The 19,681-nt window shown below is 39.6% G+C and carries 20 protein-coding genes and 1 other RNA gene; 17 read left to right on the top strand and 4 right to left on the bottom strand.

Going from position 1 to position 19,681, the window contains the following annotated elements:
- Positions 1 to 11 precede the first annotated feature (11 nt).
- From ACFQWC_RS03645 to ACFQWC_RS03665, 5 genes are all read left to right on the top strand, one after another.
- Positions 12 to 1,202, top strand: a complete 1,191-nt coding sequence (locus ACFQWC_RS03645; RefSeq protein WP_299737918.1) for a pyridoxal phosphate-dependent aminotransferase — start codon at positions 12 to 14, stop codon at positions 1,200 to 1,202.
- Positions 1,203 to 1,348: 146 nt separating this feature from the next.
- On the top strand, positions 1,349 to 2,641 hold the full coding sequence (gene asnS / locus ACFQWC_RS03650; RefSeq protein ID WP_299737916.1) for an asparagine--tRNA ligase: 1,293 nt from the start codon (positions 1,349 to 1,351) through the stop codon (positions 2,639 to 2,641).
- A 142-nt stretch (positions 2,642 to 2,783) separates the two neighbouring features.
- A complete protein-coding gene (locus ACFQWC_RS03655; protein ID WP_299737915.1) occupies positions 2,784 to 3,494 on the top strand; it encodes a DnaD domain-containing protein in 711 nt (236 codons plus the stop codon).
- Between the two features lie 113 nt (positions 3,495 to 3,607).
- A complete protein-coding gene (gene nth / locus ACFQWC_RS03660) occupies positions 3,608 to 4,264 on the top strand; it encodes an endonuclease III (RefSeq protein ID WP_299737913.1) in 657 nt (218 codons plus the stop codon).
- Complete coding sequence (locus ACFQWC_RS03665; protein ID WP_299737911.1) at positions 4,261 to 4,776, top strand: YpoC family protein; 516 nt, start codon at positions 4,261 to 4,263, stop codon at positions 4,774 to 4,776. The genes nth and ACFQWC_RS03665 overlap by 4 nt, the downstream gene beginning before the upstream one ends.
- Positions 4,777 to 4,812: 36 nt before the next feature.
- On the opposite strand, the gene ACFQWC_RS03670 is transcribed toward ACFQWC_RS03665, so the two are convergent.
- Together ACFQWC_RS03670 and recU are read right to left on the bottom strand one after the other, a co-directional pair.
- A complete protein-coding gene (locus ACFQWC_RS03670; RefSeq protein WP_377106079.1) occupies positions 4,813 to 7,524 on the bottom strand; it encodes a transglycosylase domain-containing protein in 2,712 nt (903 codons plus the stop codon).
- Positions 7,525 to 7,627: 103 nt separating this feature from the next.
- The gene (gene recU, locus ACFQWC_RS03675) at positions 7,628 to 8,236 is read right to left on the bottom strand and encodes a Holliday junction resolvase RecU (RefSeq protein WP_299737908.1); all 609 of its coding nucleotides are present in this window, start codon (positions 8,234 to 8,236) and stop codon (positions 7,628 to 7,630) included.
- Positions 8,237 to 8,351: 115 nt separating this feature from the next.
- On the opposite strand from recU, the gene ACFQWC_RS03680 reads away from it, so the two are divergent.
- The 3 genes from ACFQWC_RS03680 (at position 8,352) to ACFQWC_RS03690 (ending at position 10,559) form a co-directional block, all read left to right on the top strand.
- Complete coding sequence (locus ACFQWC_RS03680) at positions 8,352 to 9,389, top strand: DUF2515 family protein (RefSeq protein WP_377106081.1); 1,038 nt, start codon at positions 8,352 to 8,354, stop codon at positions 9,387 to 9,389.
- Positions 9,390 to 9,878: 489 nt separating this feature from the next.
- Positions 9,879 to 10,133: a hypothetical protein gene (locus ACFQWC_RS03685; RefSeq protein WP_299737904.1), complete on the top strand. Its 255-nt coding sequence runs from the start codon at positions 9,879 to 9,881 to the stop codon at positions 10,131 to 10,133.
- A 69-nt stretch (positions 10,134 to 10,202) separates the two neighbouring features.
- Positions 10,203 to 10,559: a YppE family protein gene (locus ACFQWC_RS03690; RefSeq protein ID WP_341356531.1), complete on the top strand. Its 357-nt coding sequence runs from the start codon at positions 10,203 to 10,205 to the stop codon at positions 10,557 to 10,559.
- Between the two features lie 28 nt (positions 10,560 to 10,587).
- Here ACFQWC_RS03690 and yppF read toward each other — a convergent pair whose 3' ends face one another.
- A complete protein-coding gene (gene yppF, locus ACFQWC_RS03695; RefSeq protein WP_299737901.1) occupies positions 10,588 to 10,770 on the bottom strand; it encodes a YppF family protein in 183 nt (60 codons plus the stop codon).
- Positions 10,771 to 10,971: 201 nt separating this feature from the next.
- On the opposite strand from yppF, the gene ACFQWC_RS03700 reads away from it, so the two are divergent.
- Complete coding sequence (locus tag ACFQWC_RS03700) at positions 10,972 to 11,463, top strand: YppG family protein (RefSeq protein ID WP_377106084.1); 492 nt, start codon at positions 10,972 to 10,974, stop codon at positions 11,461 to 11,463.
- Positions 11,464 to 11,521: 58 nt separating this feature from the next.
- On the opposite strand, the gene ACFQWC_RS03705 is transcribed toward ACFQWC_RS03700, so the two are convergent.
- Positions 11,522 to 11,965, bottom strand: a complete 444-nt coding sequence (locus tag ACFQWC_RS03705) for an Hsp20/alpha crystallin family protein (protein WP_299737897.1) — start codon at positions 11,963 to 11,965, stop codon at positions 11,522 to 11,524.
- Positions 11,966 to 12,229: 264 nt separating this feature from the next.
- Between ACFQWC_RS03705 and ACFQWC_RS03710 the strand changes: the two genes are divergently transcribed.
- From ACFQWC_RS03710 to ACFQWC_RS03745, 8 genes are all read left to right on the top strand, one after another.
- Positions 12,230 to 14,467: a DEAD/DEAH box helicase gene (locus tag ACFQWC_RS03710; protein ID WP_377107230.1), complete on the top strand. Its 2,238-nt coding sequence runs from the start codon at positions 12,230 to 12,232 to the stop codon at positions 14,465 to 14,467.
- Positions 14,468 to 14,484: 17 nt separating this feature from the next.
- Positions 14,485 to 15,768, top strand: a complete 1,284-nt coding sequence (locus ACFQWC_RS03715) for a ribonuclease H-like domain-containing protein (RefSeq protein WP_377106086.1) — start codon at positions 14,485 to 14,487, stop codon at positions 15,766 to 15,768.
- 335 nt (positions 15,769 to 16,103) lie between these two features.
- Positions 16,104 to 16,418 (top strand): CotD family spore coat protein, encoded by a 315-nt coding sequence (locus ACFQWC_RS03720; protein WP_377106088.1) that lies wholly within the window; start codon positions 16,104 to 16,106, stop codon positions 16,416 to 16,418.
- A gap of 257 nt (positions 16,419 to 16,675) precedes the next feature.
- On the top strand, positions 16,676 to 17,233 hold the full coding sequence (locus ACFQWC_RS03725; protein WP_299737889.1) for an SLOG family protein: 558 nt from the start codon (positions 16,676 to 16,678) through the stop codon (positions 17,231 to 17,233).
- 117 nt (positions 17,234 to 17,350) lie between these two features.
- Positions 17,351 to 17,659 carry a cell division regulator GpsB gene (gene gpsB / locus ACFQWC_RS03730; RefSeq protein WP_299737887.1) on the top strand — a complete coding sequence of 103 codons (309 nt, stop codon included), beginning with the start codon at positions 17,351 to 17,353 and terminating at the stop codon, positions 17,657 to 17,659.
- A gap of 60 nt (positions 17,660 to 17,719) precedes the next feature.
- An RNA gene (gene rnpB / locus ACFQWC_RS03735) (RNase P RNA component class B) lies at positions 17,720 to 18,106 on the top strand.
- A gap of 150 nt (positions 18,107 to 18,256) precedes the next feature.
- Entirely contained in the window at positions 18,257 to 19,396 is a 1,140-nt protein-coding gene (locus tag ACFQWC_RS03740) for a THUMP domain-containing class I SAM-dependent RNA methyltransferase (RefSeq protein WP_377106091.1), read from the top strand.
- 97 nt (positions 19,397 to 19,493) lie between these two features.
- Positions 19,494 to 19,667 (top strand): hypothetical protein, encoded by a 174-nt coding sequence (locus tag ACFQWC_RS03745; RefSeq protein ID WP_341356527.1) that lies wholly within the window; start codon positions 19,494 to 19,496, stop codon positions 19,665 to 19,667.
- The last annotated feature ends 14 nt before the right edge of the window (positions 19,668 to 19,681 follow it).

Consider the following 19,681-nt stretch of genomic DNA (forward strand, 5'->3'; position numbering starts at 1 on the left):
GGAATACGTCCATGAAATTTACGTTGGCTGACAGAGTAAGTGCATTAACACCATCAACGACTTTAGCGATTACTGCAAAAGCAAAGGAAATGAAGTCACAAGGAATTGATGTAATCGGGTTAGGTGCAGGGGAACCAGATTTTAATACACCTGAACATATCATCAAAGCTGCGCATGAATCCATGACTGAGGGCCACACCAAATATACTCCATCTGGTGGAATGGCGAAATTAAAAGAAGCCGTCATCCACAAGTTTGAGACAGACCAGAAACTCACGTATGCACCTTCTGAAATCATCGTAACAAGTGGGGCTAAACATGCCCTTTATACATTGTTTCAAGTGCTTTTAAACGAAGGTGATGAGGTCATTATTCCTACTCCTTATTGGGTTAGCTATCCTGAACAAGTAAAGCTTGCCGGAGGAACTCCTGTAATCGTTGAAGGGAAAGAAGAGAATGAGTACAAAATAACTCCACAGCAGTTAAAAGAGACGATAACTCCTAAAACGAAAGCGGTCATCCTTAACACACCTAGTAACCCTACAGGCATGCTATACTCCCCGGAAGAGTTACAAGCGATTGGGGAAGTATGCTTAGAAAACGATGTTCTGATCGTTTCAGACGAAATTTATGAGAAGCTTGTGTATGACGGGAACGCACACACGTCTATTGCTGAATTGTCTCCAGAACTTAAAGAGCAAACAATCGTGATTAACGGGGTGTCAAAATCTCATTCCATGACGGGATGGAGAATTGGGTATGCCGCAGGTAACGAGGCAATCATTAAAGCAATGACCAATCTTGCCAGTCATTCTACCTCAAACCCAACGACGACTTCACAATATGGGACGGTTGCTGCCTATTTAGGAGATCAACAGCCGGTAGAGGATATGAGACAGTCGTTTGAGGAGCGCTTAAACATTGTTTTTGATAAATTAAACAATATTCCAGGGTTTAGTTGTTTAAAACCTCAAGGTGCATTCTATCTGTTCCCGAATGTGTCAGAAGCGGCTAAGAAAACAGGCTACAACAATGTCGACGAATTTACCAAAGCACTACTGGAAGAGGCGAAGGTAGCCGTTATTCCTGGTTCAGGTTTCGGATCGGACAATAATATCCGTCTTTCTTATGCCACAAGTCTTGATGCACTTGAAAAAGCAATTGAGAGAATGCATGAATTTGTTGTTAGGAAAAGTAAATAAAACAAGGGTTTGCAGACCGCGTTCGTTTCGGTCTGCTTTTTACTTAAAATGATCTCGTTTTGCTGTATCTATTGCGACGAGATAACGGTAAATGTATAATAAATAACGATACATAAGCGTCTTAGTTTTTTTGGAGGGAAAAAATCGTGAAAACTACTATATCTCAAGTAAGTAAGTTTGTTGGTGAAGAAGTAACCATTGGTTCTTGGCTTGCGAACAAACGTTCAAGTGGAAAAATTGCCTTTCTCCAGCTCCGTGATGGTACTGGGTTCATACAAGGTGTTGTTGTAAAAAGTGAAGTGGAAGAAGAAATCTTTCAAAAAGCAAAATCATTAACGCAAGAAACATCTCTATATGTTACTGGAACGGTTTCTGAAGATTCCCGTTCACCTTTTGGGTACGAATTGCAAGTGAAAAGCGTAGAAGTGATTCATGAAGCAGTTGATTATCCAATTACACCTAAGGAACACGGAACAGAATTCCTGATGGATCATCGTCACCTTTGGCTTCGTTCCCGTAAACAACATGCAGTGATGAAAGTGCGTAACGAAATCATCCGTGCAACATATGAGTTCTTTAATCAAGAAGGATTTGTAAAAGTAGATCCTCCAATTCTGACGGGAAGTGCTCCAGAAGGAACGACCGAGTTATTTGCCACTAAATATTTTGAAGAAGATGCCTACCTTTCTCAGAGTGGTCAGCTTTACATGGAAGCAGCAGCCATGGCATTAGGTAAAGTATTTTCTTTCGGGCCAACATTCAGAGCGGAGAAATCGAAAACTCGTCGTCATTTAATCGAGTTCTGGATGATCGAGCCTGAAATGGCATTCTACGACTTTAAAGATAACCTGGAAGTACAGGAGCAATATGTTTCTTATATCGTTCAATCGGTTCTGGAAAACTGCAAGCTGGAATTAGATCGATTAGGAAGAGATACTTCTAAGTTAGAGCAAATTAAAGCGCCATTCCCACGAATCACCTATGATGATGCCCTTAAACTACTGCATGAAAAAGGGTTCGATGATATCGAGTGGGGAGACGACTTTGGGGCTCCACATGAGACTGCGATAGCTGAAAGCTACGACAAGCCGGTATTTATCACGCATTACCCTACTTCTTTAAAGCCTTTCTATATGCAGCCTGATCCAGACCGCGATGATGTCGTATTGTGTGCTGACCTGATCGCTCCAGAAGGGTATGGGGAGATTATCGGTGGCTCAGAGCGTATCCATGATGCAGAGCTGATGAAGCGTCGCATTGAAGAGCATGAGCTGGCTACGGATGCATACAAGTGGTACTTGGAATTAAGAGAATATGGATCTGTTCCTCATTCAGGATTCGGTCTAGGACTTGAAAGAACAGTGGCTTGGATCAGCGGAGTAGAACACGTAAGGGAAACCATCCCATTCCCGCGTCTACTAAACCGTTTATATCCTTAATTCAAATTTCAAACAAGGAGCTGGCTGTATTGCTTTAAAAGCAATACCGGCCGGTTCTTTTCTTTTTCCATCTTTCTTCTAATTCATAACCATGTCCACATATACTGAAGCATGATATACTAGTGAGTGAGGTGTGCCGAATATGGATTATAAACGATTAATGGTGTCCTGGATCGAAGAGGGAACACTGAACATTCCGCAATTATTATTATCAAATTACAATACATTAGGTTTAAATGAGTCAGAGTTCGTTTTACTGCTGCATATTTATGGTCATTTGGAAAAGGGTAACTATTTTCCAACCCCAGAAGAGCTCTCTGAACCTATGAGCCTTTCTACTGAATACTGTTCGTCTATATTACGAAAGTTAATTCAACAACAATTTCTATCTATTGAAGAGGGATCTTCAACAGATGGAATCCTTTTTGAAAAGTATTCTCTCAATCCATTATGGGAAAAAATGGCTGAGTTCGTGATACAAGATTCTAAAATGAAACAAATGCAGAAATCAATGGAAGAAGAAGCAGACATTTATACCACATTTGAACAAGAATTTGGTCGTCCGCTATCTCCATTAGAATGCGAAACGTTAGCCATGTGGTTGGACCAGGATGATCATAATGCTATTATTATTAAAGCAGCCTTGAGAGAAGCAGTCATATCAGGCAAGCTGAATTTTAGATATATCGATCGTATTCTATTTGAATGGAAGAAAAATGGTGTGAAAACCATTGAAGATGCACGAAACCAAAGTCAACGCTTCCGTTCCCATCAAAAACCCGCAGCTTCAAGTGATTCTACGGCTTCTCCTAAACGAAAATCAGTACCATTTTATAATTGGCTTGAGCAATAAGACGATAGAATGGACTGACTCTCACTTGCTTGAGGGTTGGTCTATTTTTTTGGATAACCTTTTTTAATTGAATATTGTTGATTTAGTAGGACAAGGTGGAGGTATTAAGATACATGCTAAATAAAAAACAAATACAAATATGCTTAGATGAAATGAGGGAAATGTTTCCCGACGCTCACTGTGAGCTCCGTCATGACAATCCATTTGAGCTGGTGATCGCCGTCCTTCTATCGGCACAATGTACTGACGCCCTCGTAAATAAAGTCACAAAAGGCTTATTTGAAAAATACAAACGACCTGAAGATTATCTGGATGTCTCCTTGGAAGAACTTCAACAGGATATACGCTCCATTGGGCTGTACCGGAACAAAGCAAAAAACATTCGAAAACTATGTGAGATTATTCTGACGGAACATGGGGGGAGTGTTCCTGAAATTCATGAAGAATTAGTGAAGCTGCCGGGCGTAGGAAGGAAAACTGCAAATGTAGTAGTATCGGTGGCATTTGGAGTGCCGGCTCTGGCAGTAGATACCCATGTTGAACGTGTAAGTAAGAGACTAGGGATTTGCCGATGGAAGGATAGCGTATTAGAAGTAGAAAAAACGTTAATGAAAAAAATCCCGAAAGAAGAGTGGTCCGAAACTCACCACCGGCTGATTTTCTTTGGAAGATACCATTGTAAAGCTCAATCCCCTCAATGTGACGTTTGCCCACTGGTCGATTTATGCAGAGAAGGTCAAAAGAGATTAAAGAAAAAGGGTAACATATGAAAGAAACAATCTTGAACATCCCGTCCCAGTTAATTGATCCTTTTTTCTTTCCTGACTCAGAAGTGAGAGTGGATGCTTCTCATATCATACCGGATGAGCCTTTCTTTGCTTATGAAATTCTCTATTTCAATGAGAAGGCTCTAAGTATACTTCCTTGGGTGGATCGTGAATTATTCATAAGTATCATATTAAAGAGTTGGGGAGAAGGGCAGAAGTGTCTTAAAACGTTATTTAAAGAACGTTCAAAGAATACATTACATCCAATGAAAAAAAGTATTTCGCAATTTTATATGCTTTTATACTGGAGTAATTCACTTCCTGTACAATTAAATTCGGACATTTCTCCCATCAATAAACTTTCCATTAAACCGGTAAACGTAGTGGAAAGAATGACGTTCATTAGAAATAATCCAAACCTATTCCATTCATTTATACAGTTATCTCAGCTATTCGAGGAACAACATAAACAATTTGCTAAATCACTGGCTTTAAAACGAGCTAGAGAGAAATAAAAAGGCAACGAGAACATACTCTCGTTGCCTTTTACCTTATTCTTGATCTCTTCTGGATTCTGATTGGGTAGCAGGTGCACCATCCGTGGAGCCAGCTCCAGTACCTGAGCCGTCGCCAGTGCCGTCACCAGTCCCGCCTCCGGTTCCAGTGCCATCACCAGTGCCGTCATCTGTACCTCCGTCACCAGTCCCATCTCCTTCAGGTGGTGGAGTAGTGCCATCCTCGTCACCTGTGTCTTCACCATCACCTGAACCTTCTTCATTCCCATTTCCTTGGCCATTTCCTTGGCCGTTTCCATTACCATTGTTATTTCCATTATTGTTATCTTGATTTTCATCGTTGTTTTCATCTTGGTTTTCTTCTTCTTCACCATCAGTAGCCTTGACCTCAACATTAACCGTTGCAGGGTTACTGCGTTGATCTCCTGATATTGCTACAACTTCAAAGGTGAAGGTTCCTTGGGATTGAATGTTTTCGACATTTAATCCTTTCTTATCAGTTGTTGTTAATACTTGTTTCGCTTCACCATTTATTGAAACTGCCACTTCGAATTGAACGTCTTTCTCTTTACCATAATCCCAGGCAAGAGTGATGGTTTGATCCTTCTTATTGAATTTACCTTTCAGATTTGATGGTGCATCAATCTTGTCGAATTCTTGTGAAACCTTAGAAGGTTCTGTTCCACGGACGAATAGTTCAGTGATTACTCGGTCATCTGGCGTGTATTTACTTGGTAGTCTTGCCGGATTGCTTCCTAGTTCAACTTTGGATTCAACTACGCTGTCTGGCTTTTTAAAGTCAGGTGTGTCGACACCCTCGTGAACATAGCTCATCAAGTCACTGACGATGTATTGTGAAACTCTTCTATCTGTAGGTGATAGTGGAATGGAGCGAGTCTTATACCCAGTCCAAACAGCCGCTGTATAGTTTGTGGTATAGCCTACAAACCACGAATCAGGTGCGTCTGTCTTAGCAATTCCGTATTTCTCACGTTCTTCTTGAGAATAGTTCGTCGTACCTGATTTCCCTGCCATCGGTAATCCTGGCACCTTGGCATAAAGCCCTGTACCTCTTGGATGATCAATAACGCTCTGCAGCATATCAGAAATCATATAGGCTGTATATTCCTTCATCGCAGGCTTTGGTTTATTATCATTTTCAATCTCTGTTTCACCATCACGTAACACTACTTTTGTAACCGTATGAGGCTTGTTGTATATTCCTTCATTACCAAATGCGGCATAAGCACCTGCCATTTGTACGGAGTTTACCCCAGGAGAAACTCCACCGATTGAAGCAGATTCATAATAATGATCGAATTTTAATCCTAGACCATTCACAAATTCTTCTGCTTTCTCTGGACCAACTTCCTGAAAAGCTTTTAAAGCAGTTATATTTCGGGAATCCCATAGACCTTCGCGTATGGTGATAGGCCCTTTAAATTGACCGTCATAGTTATTGAGTTCCGTTCCATCTGAATATTTATAAGGCTCATCTTTTAAAATATGATAGGTCGACCATTTTAAATGCTCAATGGCAGGAGCATAGTCTATTAAAGGCTTAATAGTAGATCCGGGCTGACGTTTTGTGTCGATTGCAAAGTTAAATCCACGCTGAACGTTTGGATCCTGTTCTCTGCCGCCGCCAATTGCCCTGATTTCTCCAGTTTTCGTATCCATAAGTGTTACACCCGCCTGCATAGGCTCTTCAGAATTCTCTGGATAACTGAAGCTGGTATTTTCACCTGCTAAAATTTCTTCCAAGCGTTTTTGAGCATTCGGGTCAACGGTTGTATAAACCTTTAAACCGTCTGAAAACAGGTTATAGTCACCCATTTTTTCTACTTCATCAATTACGGCATCTACAAAGGCGGGATATTTGTTTCCGTTTTTCTTTTCGACCTCTTCAGCTGAAACCAATCCTTCTGTGATAGGAAGAGCTTGAGCTTCCTTTTTTTCTTTTTCAGTGATTTTACCGTGCTGTTCCATTAAGGACAGAACGATATTACGTCGTTTTTCAGCTTTTTCAGGGTATTTAAAAGGGTTATAATTGTTTGGACTTTGAGGCAGTCCAGCAATTAAAGCCGCTTCATGAAGCTTGATGTCTTTGATGTCTTTACCGTAGTAATAGTCTGCGGCAGTAGCCATACCATTTATTCCAGCGGACATATACACTTTATTAAAATACATTTCAAAGATTTCTTCTTTTGTATATTCCTGCTCAAGCTTAAGAGCCAACCATGCTTCTTGAGCTTTCCTTTTTAATGTTTTCTCAGGGCTTAAAAAAGAACCCTTGATTACTTGCTGGGTAATCGTTGAAGCACCTTCTGAACCGAAACCGCCTGTTACATTGGCAATGACGGCGCCCCCTAAACGAATCAAGTCAATTCCGTTATGTTTATAGAAACGATTGTCTTCTGTAGCCAGTACCGCATCTTGCATCACCTGAGGGATGTCATCAAAGTTTGCATACTCCCGTTTTTCTTTTCCTACAGTTGTAATCAATTCTCCGTTCATATCATAAATTTCTGATGCAATCGGATCCTTGAGTAATTTTTCATCAAGCTTAGGTGCACTAGACGCATAATATGCAAATAATCCTGCACCAGCAAGCATCCCAATAATACCAATGATAAATAATGATATAATGACGCGTTTAACCATAGAGCCCTTCTTCTTGCTCTTTGTGGATTTCGACTTTTTTTGGGCCAGGCGTTTTTCTTCCCTTGACTTATATTGACCAGCCATATTGTTTCCTCACTTTCAATCTTCAGTGTTTTTAGTATTGTCTAAGATTTAAAATATACTACTGATATTGAGATAAATTATAGATTAACTCATTTTGCATAAACTAAAAATATAACTGATGGACTATTTTTAAATAATCGACCCTGGGATGCAGTCCTAAAGGAATGATGACTCCTTTTTCCTCTAGCTCTTCCCGTTTGATTGATTTTCTTCCTCCATTTATCATGCGGTCCCAATAGTTCCTTAGAGCTTTGTAGGGAAGTAAGAAGACTTCTTCGGAAGCAGAAAACCTTACTAGTACAAAGGTAATACCGTCTTGATTATGGACGTTTTCCATATGCTGAATTTGATGCTCGTGAAAATTTTGAAGTGGAAAGGACGTTTTATTCTTTGTTTCTTTCGCTTCAAAGTCGATATATCTTCCGTTGTACACACCATTATAATCCGTCGTGGAGGGCTGCTTAAAGTATGCTTCCTTAATGACGGCGGCACTTCTGGATGGATAATGTACATCCACTATTTGAACGGGAGTCGGTTTTTTGTGAATGACTGCTTTATGGAACGTTAAATAATATTGGTTCGTTTCATTAATGTCTTCTTCAAGGGTCATACCTCTATTGCTGTAAGATAGTTGTTTCGGTTTGGCCTTCGCTTTTTTTGAGGGTAATGGCGCTTCCACATATTTCTTACCATTAGGATAATGGAATTTCATGGTAATTCACCTCGCAGACTAATCTATATCATAACAGAAACCACTCCAATTTGTGTGAATAATTGATTACAAATCTCCTCAATCTATGGCTATAGGGGAGAGGGGGATAATAAGGATGGATGAAATGAGCAATACTTATCGCTTTTTACCCTATATACCTGAACCTAAACGTACAATCGAGTGGATTCATGAAATCAACCATCTAGTGAATCTGCATAATCAAGATAATATAACAAGAACGATGGCTTATCAAAAATTTTTCCTTCTTCATCCTGAAATAAAATGGTCTTTCCTGGCTTCGATGGTATCAAGAAATGCCGGCTGGAATATGACCGATCTTAAAGGTGATATTTTTACGCGGCTTTTACACCCGGCTACCCGTGATGATCTATTCATGACGTATGAAAGAGCGAACTGGAGCATTTTTCAGGATGCCTTCCCACAACTTCTTCTCTATCATTATTCGACGAGGTATAAGAAGAAAATGTTTCATTTGTTTAAAGAATTTCATATTTCAAGCTTCATGGAAGAAGAATGGAATCGTTACTGGGATGAGAGAAATGACCAAAGATTAGTTCATTCTCTAATTATAAATGAGCAACACCTCATTCAAGAACCAGTCATTGAACATGAGGTTTATAAAAAGAGGGTGTTTGGCTCCTCTCTATTCTTTATAGAAGATCATCTTCATTTCAGCTCCGTTCTATTTCCAACATTAGAGGGTGAGCTTTTAGGTGCGAGTGTCCATGGCTTTAGAAAAATCGAAAACAGAATACTGTTAGGAAATCAATTATTTATGATTTTATTTCATCCTGATTACCATTCATCCTTTCTGAACTTTGCTTTACAAGTAGAGCATACAGGGTCTAGAAACGACTACGAACAGTTCTGTAAAGGAGTCCTCCAAACGAGTACACCCATGCTCCATGAAGTTTATGACGATGTTCCACATCATTGGAAGTCTCATACGGACTGGTCGATTAAAGAGAAAATTAATAAGGATTGGTATAAAGAAAAGGAACTCCCTAATGGAATCGAATTAACAAAATGGTTTTTTCATAAGCAAAGGCAGCTAGAGAAGATGGCGAAAGTAAAAGAGGCGTTAAAAAAGATCTGGAAGAGGAATAGAAAGAAGAAGAGACCAACACCCTAAAATAGTGTTGGTCTCTTCTTGTCATGCATGTCGGGTCTGAACGAGCCGCCTCCGCTTTGTTATTAGTCCAGCTACAGGGCTTAGAGGCTCGAGGTCATAAGTCAAGAACACCAAAAAGGCAAAGAGCGCCTTTCCGGTGTCCTCGCCTTATGCTTGTCGCCTCTGGGCAAAGCCCTTCCGCTTTGTTATGTCGAAGGACGGTTTTCGCCTTCTAGTTTAGGGTTGCCTTTTGAGGCTTTGGTTTGGGCTGAATTTGTAGTTTGCTGTTTGTTTTGTTTGTTTTTTTGATTTTTCATTGGGTTACACCTCCACCTATATTATTTTCTAGTTAATACCTTATTTATTCAGTAAGTGTCGAAACATAATTAACCTCATGTCCATTTAACACTTTCTTTGGCGAAACGCTTCTAGTTTTGTCAAGGGGGAAGGGAACGGTTCATAAAGAGAGAATTACAGTATTAATCCAAAAAAAAGGTGGGAGGATTCACAATGCTTCCAAAACAAGATATTATGTTGAAATTAGCTGAAATTGAAGAAAGTTTGAATCAATTAGAACAAAGTCTGCATGATCGAATCTCAGTTGAAGAGCAAGAAGGAATGAATTCGTTAACGAACCAGATACAGAAAATCGACAGTAAATTGAGCTCAGTGGAGAGAAAAGCGGGATCTAAAACCGTTCTTATGAAAAATAGAGAAAAGTCCTTTGTCTTACAAAAACTTGAATTATCCTATAAGACGTCTTAAACTGAATCTATAAGAAAGTAGCGTTGTGCTACTTTTTATTTTTGTCTACATTTTTACGGAGGGCTTTTTTTGAAAGAATTGAAGCAAGTCACAGGGGAATTGATCGTCCTTGTTGAGCAGATGTTGAAAGAATATAAAGGCAGGCGTGAGTCAGGTGAAAAAGGAGACTTTTACACCGAAGTGAAACCTTTTGCCGATAAAGTAAAGGCGGAGAATGATGCGTGGAAGGAATTGTCCTTGATTTGGATCAAGGAACAAAGGCCAAAACACCTTCATTTCCCTCAAATTTTAAACACGTTCGATAATATTGAAATGCTGTCGGTTCACTGTTTCTTTCCAGAGTCCAGTTACAACCGGTTTATCAGTCATTACCAATCTGTCTCGTATGTACTGCAAACCCAGTTGGATGAATTGAATGAAAAATAAGAGGCTGCCGATGGGCAGCCTCTTTACATTATGGTGTTGGAATTGCTTTTTCTTCTATTGTATTGATCTGCTTCGACAGCTCTTTATAATGATGCAATGAAATCTCATTAGAAATATAAAGTTTTTTGGCCATTGTAAGAAGTTCTTGTTGATCCGTTGCTTGATAATGTTTACTACTTTCATATCTCTTCAGCAGTTCACTCAGGTTCATCTTGATTCCTCCCAATACTTATATTTCATTGCGTTGCATCTACATTTATCCTATCATAGAAAACCCTTTCTTTAAGTTGTAAGAATAGTGTAACTTCCGACATTCTTCTTGTATTTGTCGAAAGATCTTTATGGGTCTTTTCACCATTTATCCAGTTAAAACATAAAGTATAGTAACCAATATTAAGTAAGGGGGCTAAGTATGAATTCTTTCCTTCATTCGAGACAGATGCGTAACTATCATCCAAGTTATCATTCGCAATCAACGTATATGGGACCAGTGATGAACTTTCAAGGACAGGGTGTGCGACCTCCAGAATATGGATCTTTCCAACCTAATTATTATCCTCAACCAGAAGCCCAATACCCTGCATCGGGGTTTCATATGAACCAATATCAACAGATAAGCCAGCAGCAAATGAATCCATATTTTGAAAATCCTCTACAGCAGAAAGAATACAATCCGTACCAAATGAAAGCAATGGAGCAACAGGCTTATGCTAATCCATATCCGAAAGCCTCGTTCATGGCTAAACCTCAGTCTGGAGGAGTAAGTTCGATCATGAATTCATTCAAGTCACAGGATGGATCTTTAGATTTCAATAAAATGATGAATACGACAGGACAAATGATGGGGGCAATTAATCAAGTTTCCTCTCTCGTAAAAGGCTTGGGTGGGATATTTAAACTATAGAATGACAAAAATGGGCTGCCGACTTGGCAGCCCATTTTTTCATATGGTAATAGGAAATTTATTCTATAGGTATTCGTTTACCGGATACTTTGTCAACCCTGACAGTCAGCAATCCGTCTTTATGAGAAGCTTTCACATTCTTTTCATTAACTACCCTTGGAAAGGGAATGGTCCTGCTGCTTTTTTTCATGGATTGCTTTCTTCTTACCATTTGATTTTGGTCATTTTCCTCGGAGAACTCTTCTTTATTGGTTACAGAAATCGTAATGTACTGAGGGAACACATCAAGTTGAATCTGCTCTTTCTTAATACCTGGAAGCTGTGCAGTCACGATAAAATAATTATCTGTTTCGGTTAATTCGACCGGGAAAGAACCAAATGGGTTAGATGATGATGTGAAAAATTCATCAATGCTTTGAAGCATTCCTTTCATAGGTCTTTCATGAAAAAACTCGTTCATGGAATGCATCAGGTCACCAAAACCTTTTTTCTCGTTCGACATGGGTATGCTCCTTTCACGCAAAAGTATTCATACTAGTGTATGAATACTTGCAGAATATGTGCATTTGTCCTATATCCCAATATAAGCTCCTCTATGAAAAAAGGTAAAGAAATTTACAGCTTCCTCCACCTTTCGATCCTTCACTTTCTAATGGGATAAGGATGGTAAAGTAATCCTGTTTTTTTTACTTTAGTTTCGAACATAGATTCGGTAAAATGAATAGAAGAGGTGATACCTGTGTTTAAGAAAAACAACCTTGAACAGTTGATCGAACATTTTAAAAAAGACGATGATTTTAATAAGCAGATAGTTCACTGGCATACTATAGAGGAAAAATCAGCTCAATTGGTCGATCTGCCATATGAGATAAATGAAAAAATAAAAAAAGCATTGCAAAAAAGAGGAATTGAAAATCTTTATACCCATCAACATTCCGCTTTTCAGCTGGCAATGGAAGGAAAAAGCTTTACTGCGGTGACTCCTACAGCCTCGGGGAAGACCCTTTGTTATAATCTTCCTGTATTACAATCGATTATGGACAACCCAGATGCACGAGCGTTATATATTTTTCCTACTAAAGCACTGGCACAAGATCAGAAAGCTGAGTTGAACGAAATCATTTCAGAGGCAGAAGCTTCTATAAATAGCTATACATATGACGGTGATACCTCTGCTAATATACGCCAAAAGGTTAGGAAAGCAGGGCATATTGTCATAACGAATCCCGATATGCTCCACTCAGCGATTCTTCCTCATCACACAAAGTGGGTTTCTCTTTTTGAGAATCTAAAGTACGTTATTATCGATGAACTTCATATATATAGGGGGGTTTTTGGTTCCCATGTAAGCAATGTGATCAGGAGATTAAAACGAATTTGCGAGTTTTATGGAGCTTCTCCCATATTCATCTGTACTTCGGCAACGATTGCAAATCCTAAAGAGCTGTCAGAGAACTTGACCGGTACAGAAATGAATTTGATTGATAATAACGGTGCACCCAGTGCCAGAAAGCATTTCGTTTTCTACAATCCCCCTATTGTAAATAAACCGTTGAATATACGCAGGAGTGCGACACTGGAGGTAAGGAGAATTGCTGGTGAGCTATTGAAGAATAAGGTGCAAACCATCATATTCGCCAGAAGCAGGGTGAGAGTGGAAATTATCCTTACCTACTTACAAGAATTAGTGAAGAGCCAATTAGGAGCGAAATCAATCAGAGGGTACCGGGGAGGATATCTTCCAACTCAACGCCGGGAAATTGAAAAAGGCTTACGATCTGGTGAAATCTACGGAGTTGTTAGTACGAACGCTCTTGAATTAGGGGTCGATATCGGACAATTACAAGTATGCATCATGACCGGCTATCCAGGAACGATCGCAAGTGCTTGGCAGCAAGCGGGAAGAGCAGGGAGAAGACATGGGGAATCTCTGGTGATCATGGTAGCAAGCTCAAGCCCATTAGATCAATTCATAATTGAGCATCCGGATTACTTTTTCGAGCAAACGCCTGAAACTGCGAGAATCAACCCGGATAATTTGATTATTCTCATTGATCATATTAAGTGTGCTGCCTATGAGCTTCCCTTTAAAGAAGGTGAACAATTTGGTAAGCACGACATAGAAGATATTTTAGAATTTTTAGTAGAAGAGCGGGTGGTTCATAAGAATGGTGAAAAATGGTATTGGATGAATGATGTATTTCCTGCCCATAACATCAGCCTCCGCTCAGCTTCCCAGGAAAATGTCATCATAATTGATCAAACCGACACCTCAGCCGTTAAAGTAATAGGGGAGATGGACCGTTTCTCCGCCATGACCTTATTGCACGATGAAGCGATTTATTTACATCAAGGGGTTCAATTCCAAGTAGAAGAACTTGATTGGGATGAAAAGAAAGCGTATGTAAGGGAAGTTGATGTGGATTATTTCACAGATGCCAATCTAGCTGTACAATTGAGAGTACTGGAAACAGACAAGCTTCGAACGTCAGAAATGTATGATGTAGCATATGGGGACGTAACTGTTCAAGCAATGGCAACGATTTTCAAGAAAATCAAATTTGATACGCACGAAAATATTGGATCAGGGCCTATCCATCTGCCTGAAGAGGAACTGCATACGAGTTCCAGCTGGATTTCATTAAAAGATGATGCTTCATTTAGTCAGGAGCGTCTGGAAGAAGGACTTATCGGGGCAGCTCAAAGCTTGAAATCGATTATTCCATTATTTGTTATGTGTGATCCAAGCGATATTTTCGTAGTCCCTCAAATAAAGGCTGCACATAATGAACAGCCTACGATCTTTATTTACGATCGGTACCCCGGGGGAATCGGGTTAAGTGAAAAGGTGTATGAACAGATGGAGAGAATCCTCCTTGAGACATCTAACATGATCGAGAGATGTCCGTGTCAAACTGGCTGTCCTTCGTGTATTGGAACGGATCATTCACTGGACACGGCCAAATTGGATGCATTAAAGCTTCTTCATCTTTTCCTTCAATAAGAGAAGGAGGGAACGAATTGTCTCTTAAAAATAAATTATCAAGAATGAAAAAACATATTATTAGAGAAGACGAGGCTGAAGAGAAGAAAGTTCAGCATTTGGTAATAGAGCAGGAAGCGAGAGATTTCCCATATATTGATTTATGGAAACAAAATGGTACGGCTGCCTACTATATAGACAGTGATTTTTGTCTGGTCAGGGAGAAACGATATTCAATCGATCATCAGCATGGGGATTACACATTTAAGGATTTTATTAGAGCGGTGGATGCTTGGCAAGACTTTACCGGTGAGCATCCATTGTCTTCTAAAGGTCTTAATCATGAAGAAATGTTTTTCTTCGATACGGAAACGACCGGTTTAGGTGGAGGGGTAGGAAATACGATCTTTTTATTAGGGCATGGGAAAGTGACAGAAACAGAAGTGATCGTTACCCAGCACTTTTTGCCGCAGCCGGGAAGTGAAATACCTCTCTATCACAGTTTTTTAAGTAATGTGGATTATAACACGCTTGTGACGTATAACGGTAAAGCGTTTGATTGGCCTCAAGTAAAGACAAGGCATACCCTCATTAAAGACCATGTACCCAAATTACCTGCATTCGGACATTTTGATCTTTACCATGGATCCAGAAGACTTTTTAAGCACAAGATGGAATCCGTTAAGTTAATTAACGTTGAGCGTAAGATTCTTGGATTTAATAGAGTTGATGATGTTCCGGGTTATTTAGCACCTATGATCTATTTCGATTATATAGAGCGTAAAGATCCAGAAGGTATTTTTAAGGTTATGACCCATAATGAGCTGGATATTTTGTCGTTGATCACTCTTTATACGCATTTAACTTTTCAATTATTGAATGTCCATAAGCAATCAACTGGACATGAGCGGTTCGAAGTCGGCAGGTGGCTTGAATACACGGGAAACAGAGAGATGGCAAAAGAACGTTACCAAGAGATAATAAATGAGAATGATGGTCCGAATTATGAAGCAATGCACCATCTCGCCCTTCAATTCAAAAAAGAGAGAGATGAGAGTAGGGCGATTGAGTTATGGGAAGAAATGTGGAAAGAAGCCCCTATTTCGATTAGAAAAGTCGTATTACTGGAACTGGCTAAAGTATATGAACACAAAACAAAGAATTTAAAGCTTGCGTTGGATAGATGTGAACAGCTTGAAACCTTGATGTATGAAACCAAAGAGTGGAACAGCGAAAAACACGAAACCTTTATAGGGAAACTTCACCATCGAATGAGCCGATTGACCAGAAAAATAAATAAGAAATCAGACCTTCCAACCTAGTAACACCAAAACTTTTAAAATATACTAAAAAAATGGTTCAATCTCCTTATTTTTATATTGAGAATTTTCAAAAGAAGTTGTAAAATAGTTAATTGTGTTGAAAATATTTAATATTTAGATGGGATGATGAAAATGAACCGGGCAATCTTAATTTTGTTCTTTGTCGTCATTGGTTTAACGGCTTTTGTTTTTACCAATTATCCGGAAACTTTATATAGCTTTATGTAAGATAACGAATTGTTTTCCTAAAAATAGGTATTTTCATTAGTACATGTACCCTCTCCCTTTCATAGGCTATTAGTGTAACGACTAAGAGATGAAAGGAGAGCGTTTCAATGTATAAAAGACCAAGACCTAATCAAGTACTTCCTGCAGTCATGCACCCGACGAAATGTTGTGTGAAGCATACATGCAATACCTATGAGGTGCCACACATTCACCCAACTCACACGACGAATGTAAATAATGTTATGTATCAACATAAACATTATTTCCCGCAAACACAATCACAAGTAGACAGTGTTTCACACCAACATTTTAATTGTGGCGGTGGACCAGGTGGACCAGGATTTGGACCAGGAGGACCAGGAGGACCGGGATTCGGACCTCGTCCAAGACCACCTTTCGGACCGTATGGCATGGGACGATAATATTCAGAGTGAAGATAACAGAGGGATGCCTCTAAGAGATTAGTTTCAAATGCAGAGTGGCACGTCGTGTTACTCTGCTAAAGTGACTAAGGCTTATTAGAGTCATCTCTTCTTTATGATGGTAAATAGTATATGATATTAAGGATTGTTGACCTGGCATATCGTGAAATATGTTACAATAGAGTGTAAAGGATTGGGGTATACTAAGCTTTAAATAGACATGTTTGCCCCGAAAGTTTACTGAAGGAGTTTTGCATTTGAGTAATGTTGCATGCATAACCGGATATAAATCCTTTGAGTTAGGAATTTTCAAGCAGGATGACAAAGCGGTTTACTACATAAAGCAAGCTCTAAAGAAAGAATTAGTATCTCTATTGAATGAAGAATTAGAATGGATACTCATTAGTGGGCAGCTTGGCGTTGAACTTTGGGGGGCAGAAGTGGTGTTTGAACTTCAAGAAGATTATCCTGATCTTAAACTGGCTATACTGACTCCTTTTTTATCTCAAGAGGAAAACTGGAACGACCAGAATAAAGAATACTATGAACTCATCCTTTCTCAAGCGGATTTTGTCGAATCAATCTCGAAAGAACCCTATAAAAGTCCTCAGCAGTTTCGAAACAAAAATCAATTATTCTTGCAAAAAAGCCAAACGTTGGTGATACTGTATGATGAAGAAAAAGAAGGATCACCTAAGTACTTCTATCAAGAAGCGAAGAAAAAGAAAGAGTCCGATCCATCTTTTGAAATTAGGGCGATTACATTCCATGATCTGCAATGGGTCGTCGAAGAAGAGCAGTGGAAGAATGAGTAGAGGATGCTTTATCACTCATTAACCATTCGGAATTATATGAGCCCCGAATAACAATTACAATTGACAAAATGATGGTTATTTGAAAAAATGATAGTGATAAATATAGAGGTGAAAATAATGATCTCAGATAAAGTGAAATTAACGGCTAAGGATATCCTTGAAAAAGAATTCAAAAGTGGAATGCGGGGATACAAGCAAGAAGACGTAGATAAATTTTTAGATTTGATTATTAAAGATTATGAAACCTTTCATCAAGAAATAGAAGATCTTCAACAAGAGAATCTGCGATTGAAGAAGCAAGTAGAGGGAGCCAGTAAGCAACGGTCCGCTGCTCCAACTCAGCAGACAGGCACAACGAATTTCGATATCCTTAAGCGCTTGTCTAATTTAGAAAAACATGTATTTGGAAACAAATTATACGACTAATATTTCCAGTTGAATTATTAGAAGAACTACAGTATAATTAGATATTGCTGATCCTTAATGGTGTTTGGGTAATCGCTGCAACTTATAGTTGTAGAGGAAAGTCCATGCTCGCACGGTGCTGAGATGCACGTAGTGTTCGTGCCTAGCCAATTCATAAGCTAGGGCAGCTCAAGCTTTGAGTTGACGGCAGGGAAAACACCTAAGTCCCTTGGGATATGGTGTGACTACCTTGAAAGTGCCACAGTGACGAAGTCCTGTTAGAAATGGCAGGAGTGGAACGAGGTAAACCCCACGAGCGAGAAACCCAAAATTAGGTAGGGGAATCCTTTCGGAGGAATTGAACGAAGAGAGGGACAAAGGAGCTTCCTTTGTAGATAGATGATTACCACCCGAGTACGAGACGATAAGTCGCTTGTAGTACAACGGAACAAAACATGGCTTACAGAACACTATTACGGGATAAGAGCAATATGGATTAAATAATGCAAGTGACTGATACATGCAGGTAATACACTGCTTCTTTGTATCAGTCCTTTTTATTTTATGGGAAACAAGACAATACTATTAAATAGAGATACTTAATAACGAGGTGACAATATGAGTACATATACATTAATAGCGACTGCAGCGATGGGGCTGGAAGCGATTGTTGCGAAAGAAGTGAAGGACCTGGGCTACGAATGTCAGGTGGAGAACGGGAAAGTCATCTTCAAAGGGGACGAAACGGCTATCGCAAGAGCCAATATGTGGCTAAGAACTGCTGATAGAATTAAGATACTCGTCGGAGACTTTAAAGCGTACTCCTTTGATGAACTATTTGAGAATACTAAGAAACTGCCGTGGGAGAATTTCCTTCCTGTAGACGCAGAATTCCCTGTGCAGGGGAAATCCGTTAAATCAAAGCTATACAGTGTACCTGATTGCCAGGCCATCGTGAAAAAAGCAATCGTTGAACGATTAGGTACAGCATACAAACGTACATCTTGGCTTGACGAAACTGGCCCCTTGTTTAAAATTGAGGTGGCGATCCATAAAGATGTGGCAAGCATCACCCTCGATACCAGTGGACAAGGTCTTCATAAAAGGGGATATCGAATCGGTCAAGGTGAAGCTCCTTTAAAGGAAACGCTGGCTGCAGCACTGATTCAACTAACGTCCTGGAATCCTGATCGTCCATTTGTGGATCCATTCTGCGGGTCAGGTACCATTCCGATCGAAGCGGCATTGATCGGTCAAAACATCGCACCTGGATTTAACCGAGAGTTCTTGTCAGAGCAATGGCCGATGATGCCTGATGATGTATGGGAAAAAACGCGTCTGGAAGCAGAAGATTTGGCTAACTACAACCAGCCCCTTGAAATATTGGGTACTGATATCGATCACCGAATGATAGAGGTGTCGAAAGAGAATGCCCTGGAGGCAGGTCTTGGAGATTTGGTGAAATTTAAACAAATGCAAGTAAGAGACTTCACTTCAGAATTGGAATATGGCATCATTGTCGGAAATCCTCCTTATGGTGAACGTTTAGGTGAACGTAAAGAGGTGGAGAAAATGTATCAAGAAATGGGAAAGGCCTTTGAAAAACTGGAAACCTGGTCGGTATACATGATGACGTCCCATGAAAATTTTGAGCAATGCTATGGAAAGCAAGCAACCAAAAAACGTAAATTGTTCAACGGGTTTATTCGAACGGATTATTATCAATATTGGGGACCTCGTCCTCCGAGAAAAGGGTAAACATTTCAAGTCCAAGAAAAAAAGATAAAGAAGGTCAGAATATCCCCTTCACTTCCTGCGTATAATAGTTCTATCATTTTTAGAGGAGTGAAAGAGGATGGACCATTCTTTCATCGATTACCAAAAAATCTATCAGGCATTACAAAGCTCTATTTCTTCCATTTCATGTGAAGAAGGAGCAGCCATTCAACCAGACTTACACGAAGCAGCGAAAAACCTGGATCAGGCTTTTCAATATGAATTGTTAAGAAAAAAGAGAATATACGACTGAGTGTATTCTAAAGG

The sequence above is a fragment of the Rossellomorea sp. GCM10028870 genome (assembly GCF_042666755.1).
Lineage (GTDB): Bacteria > Bacillota > Bacilli > Bacillales > Bacillaceae_B > Rossellomorea.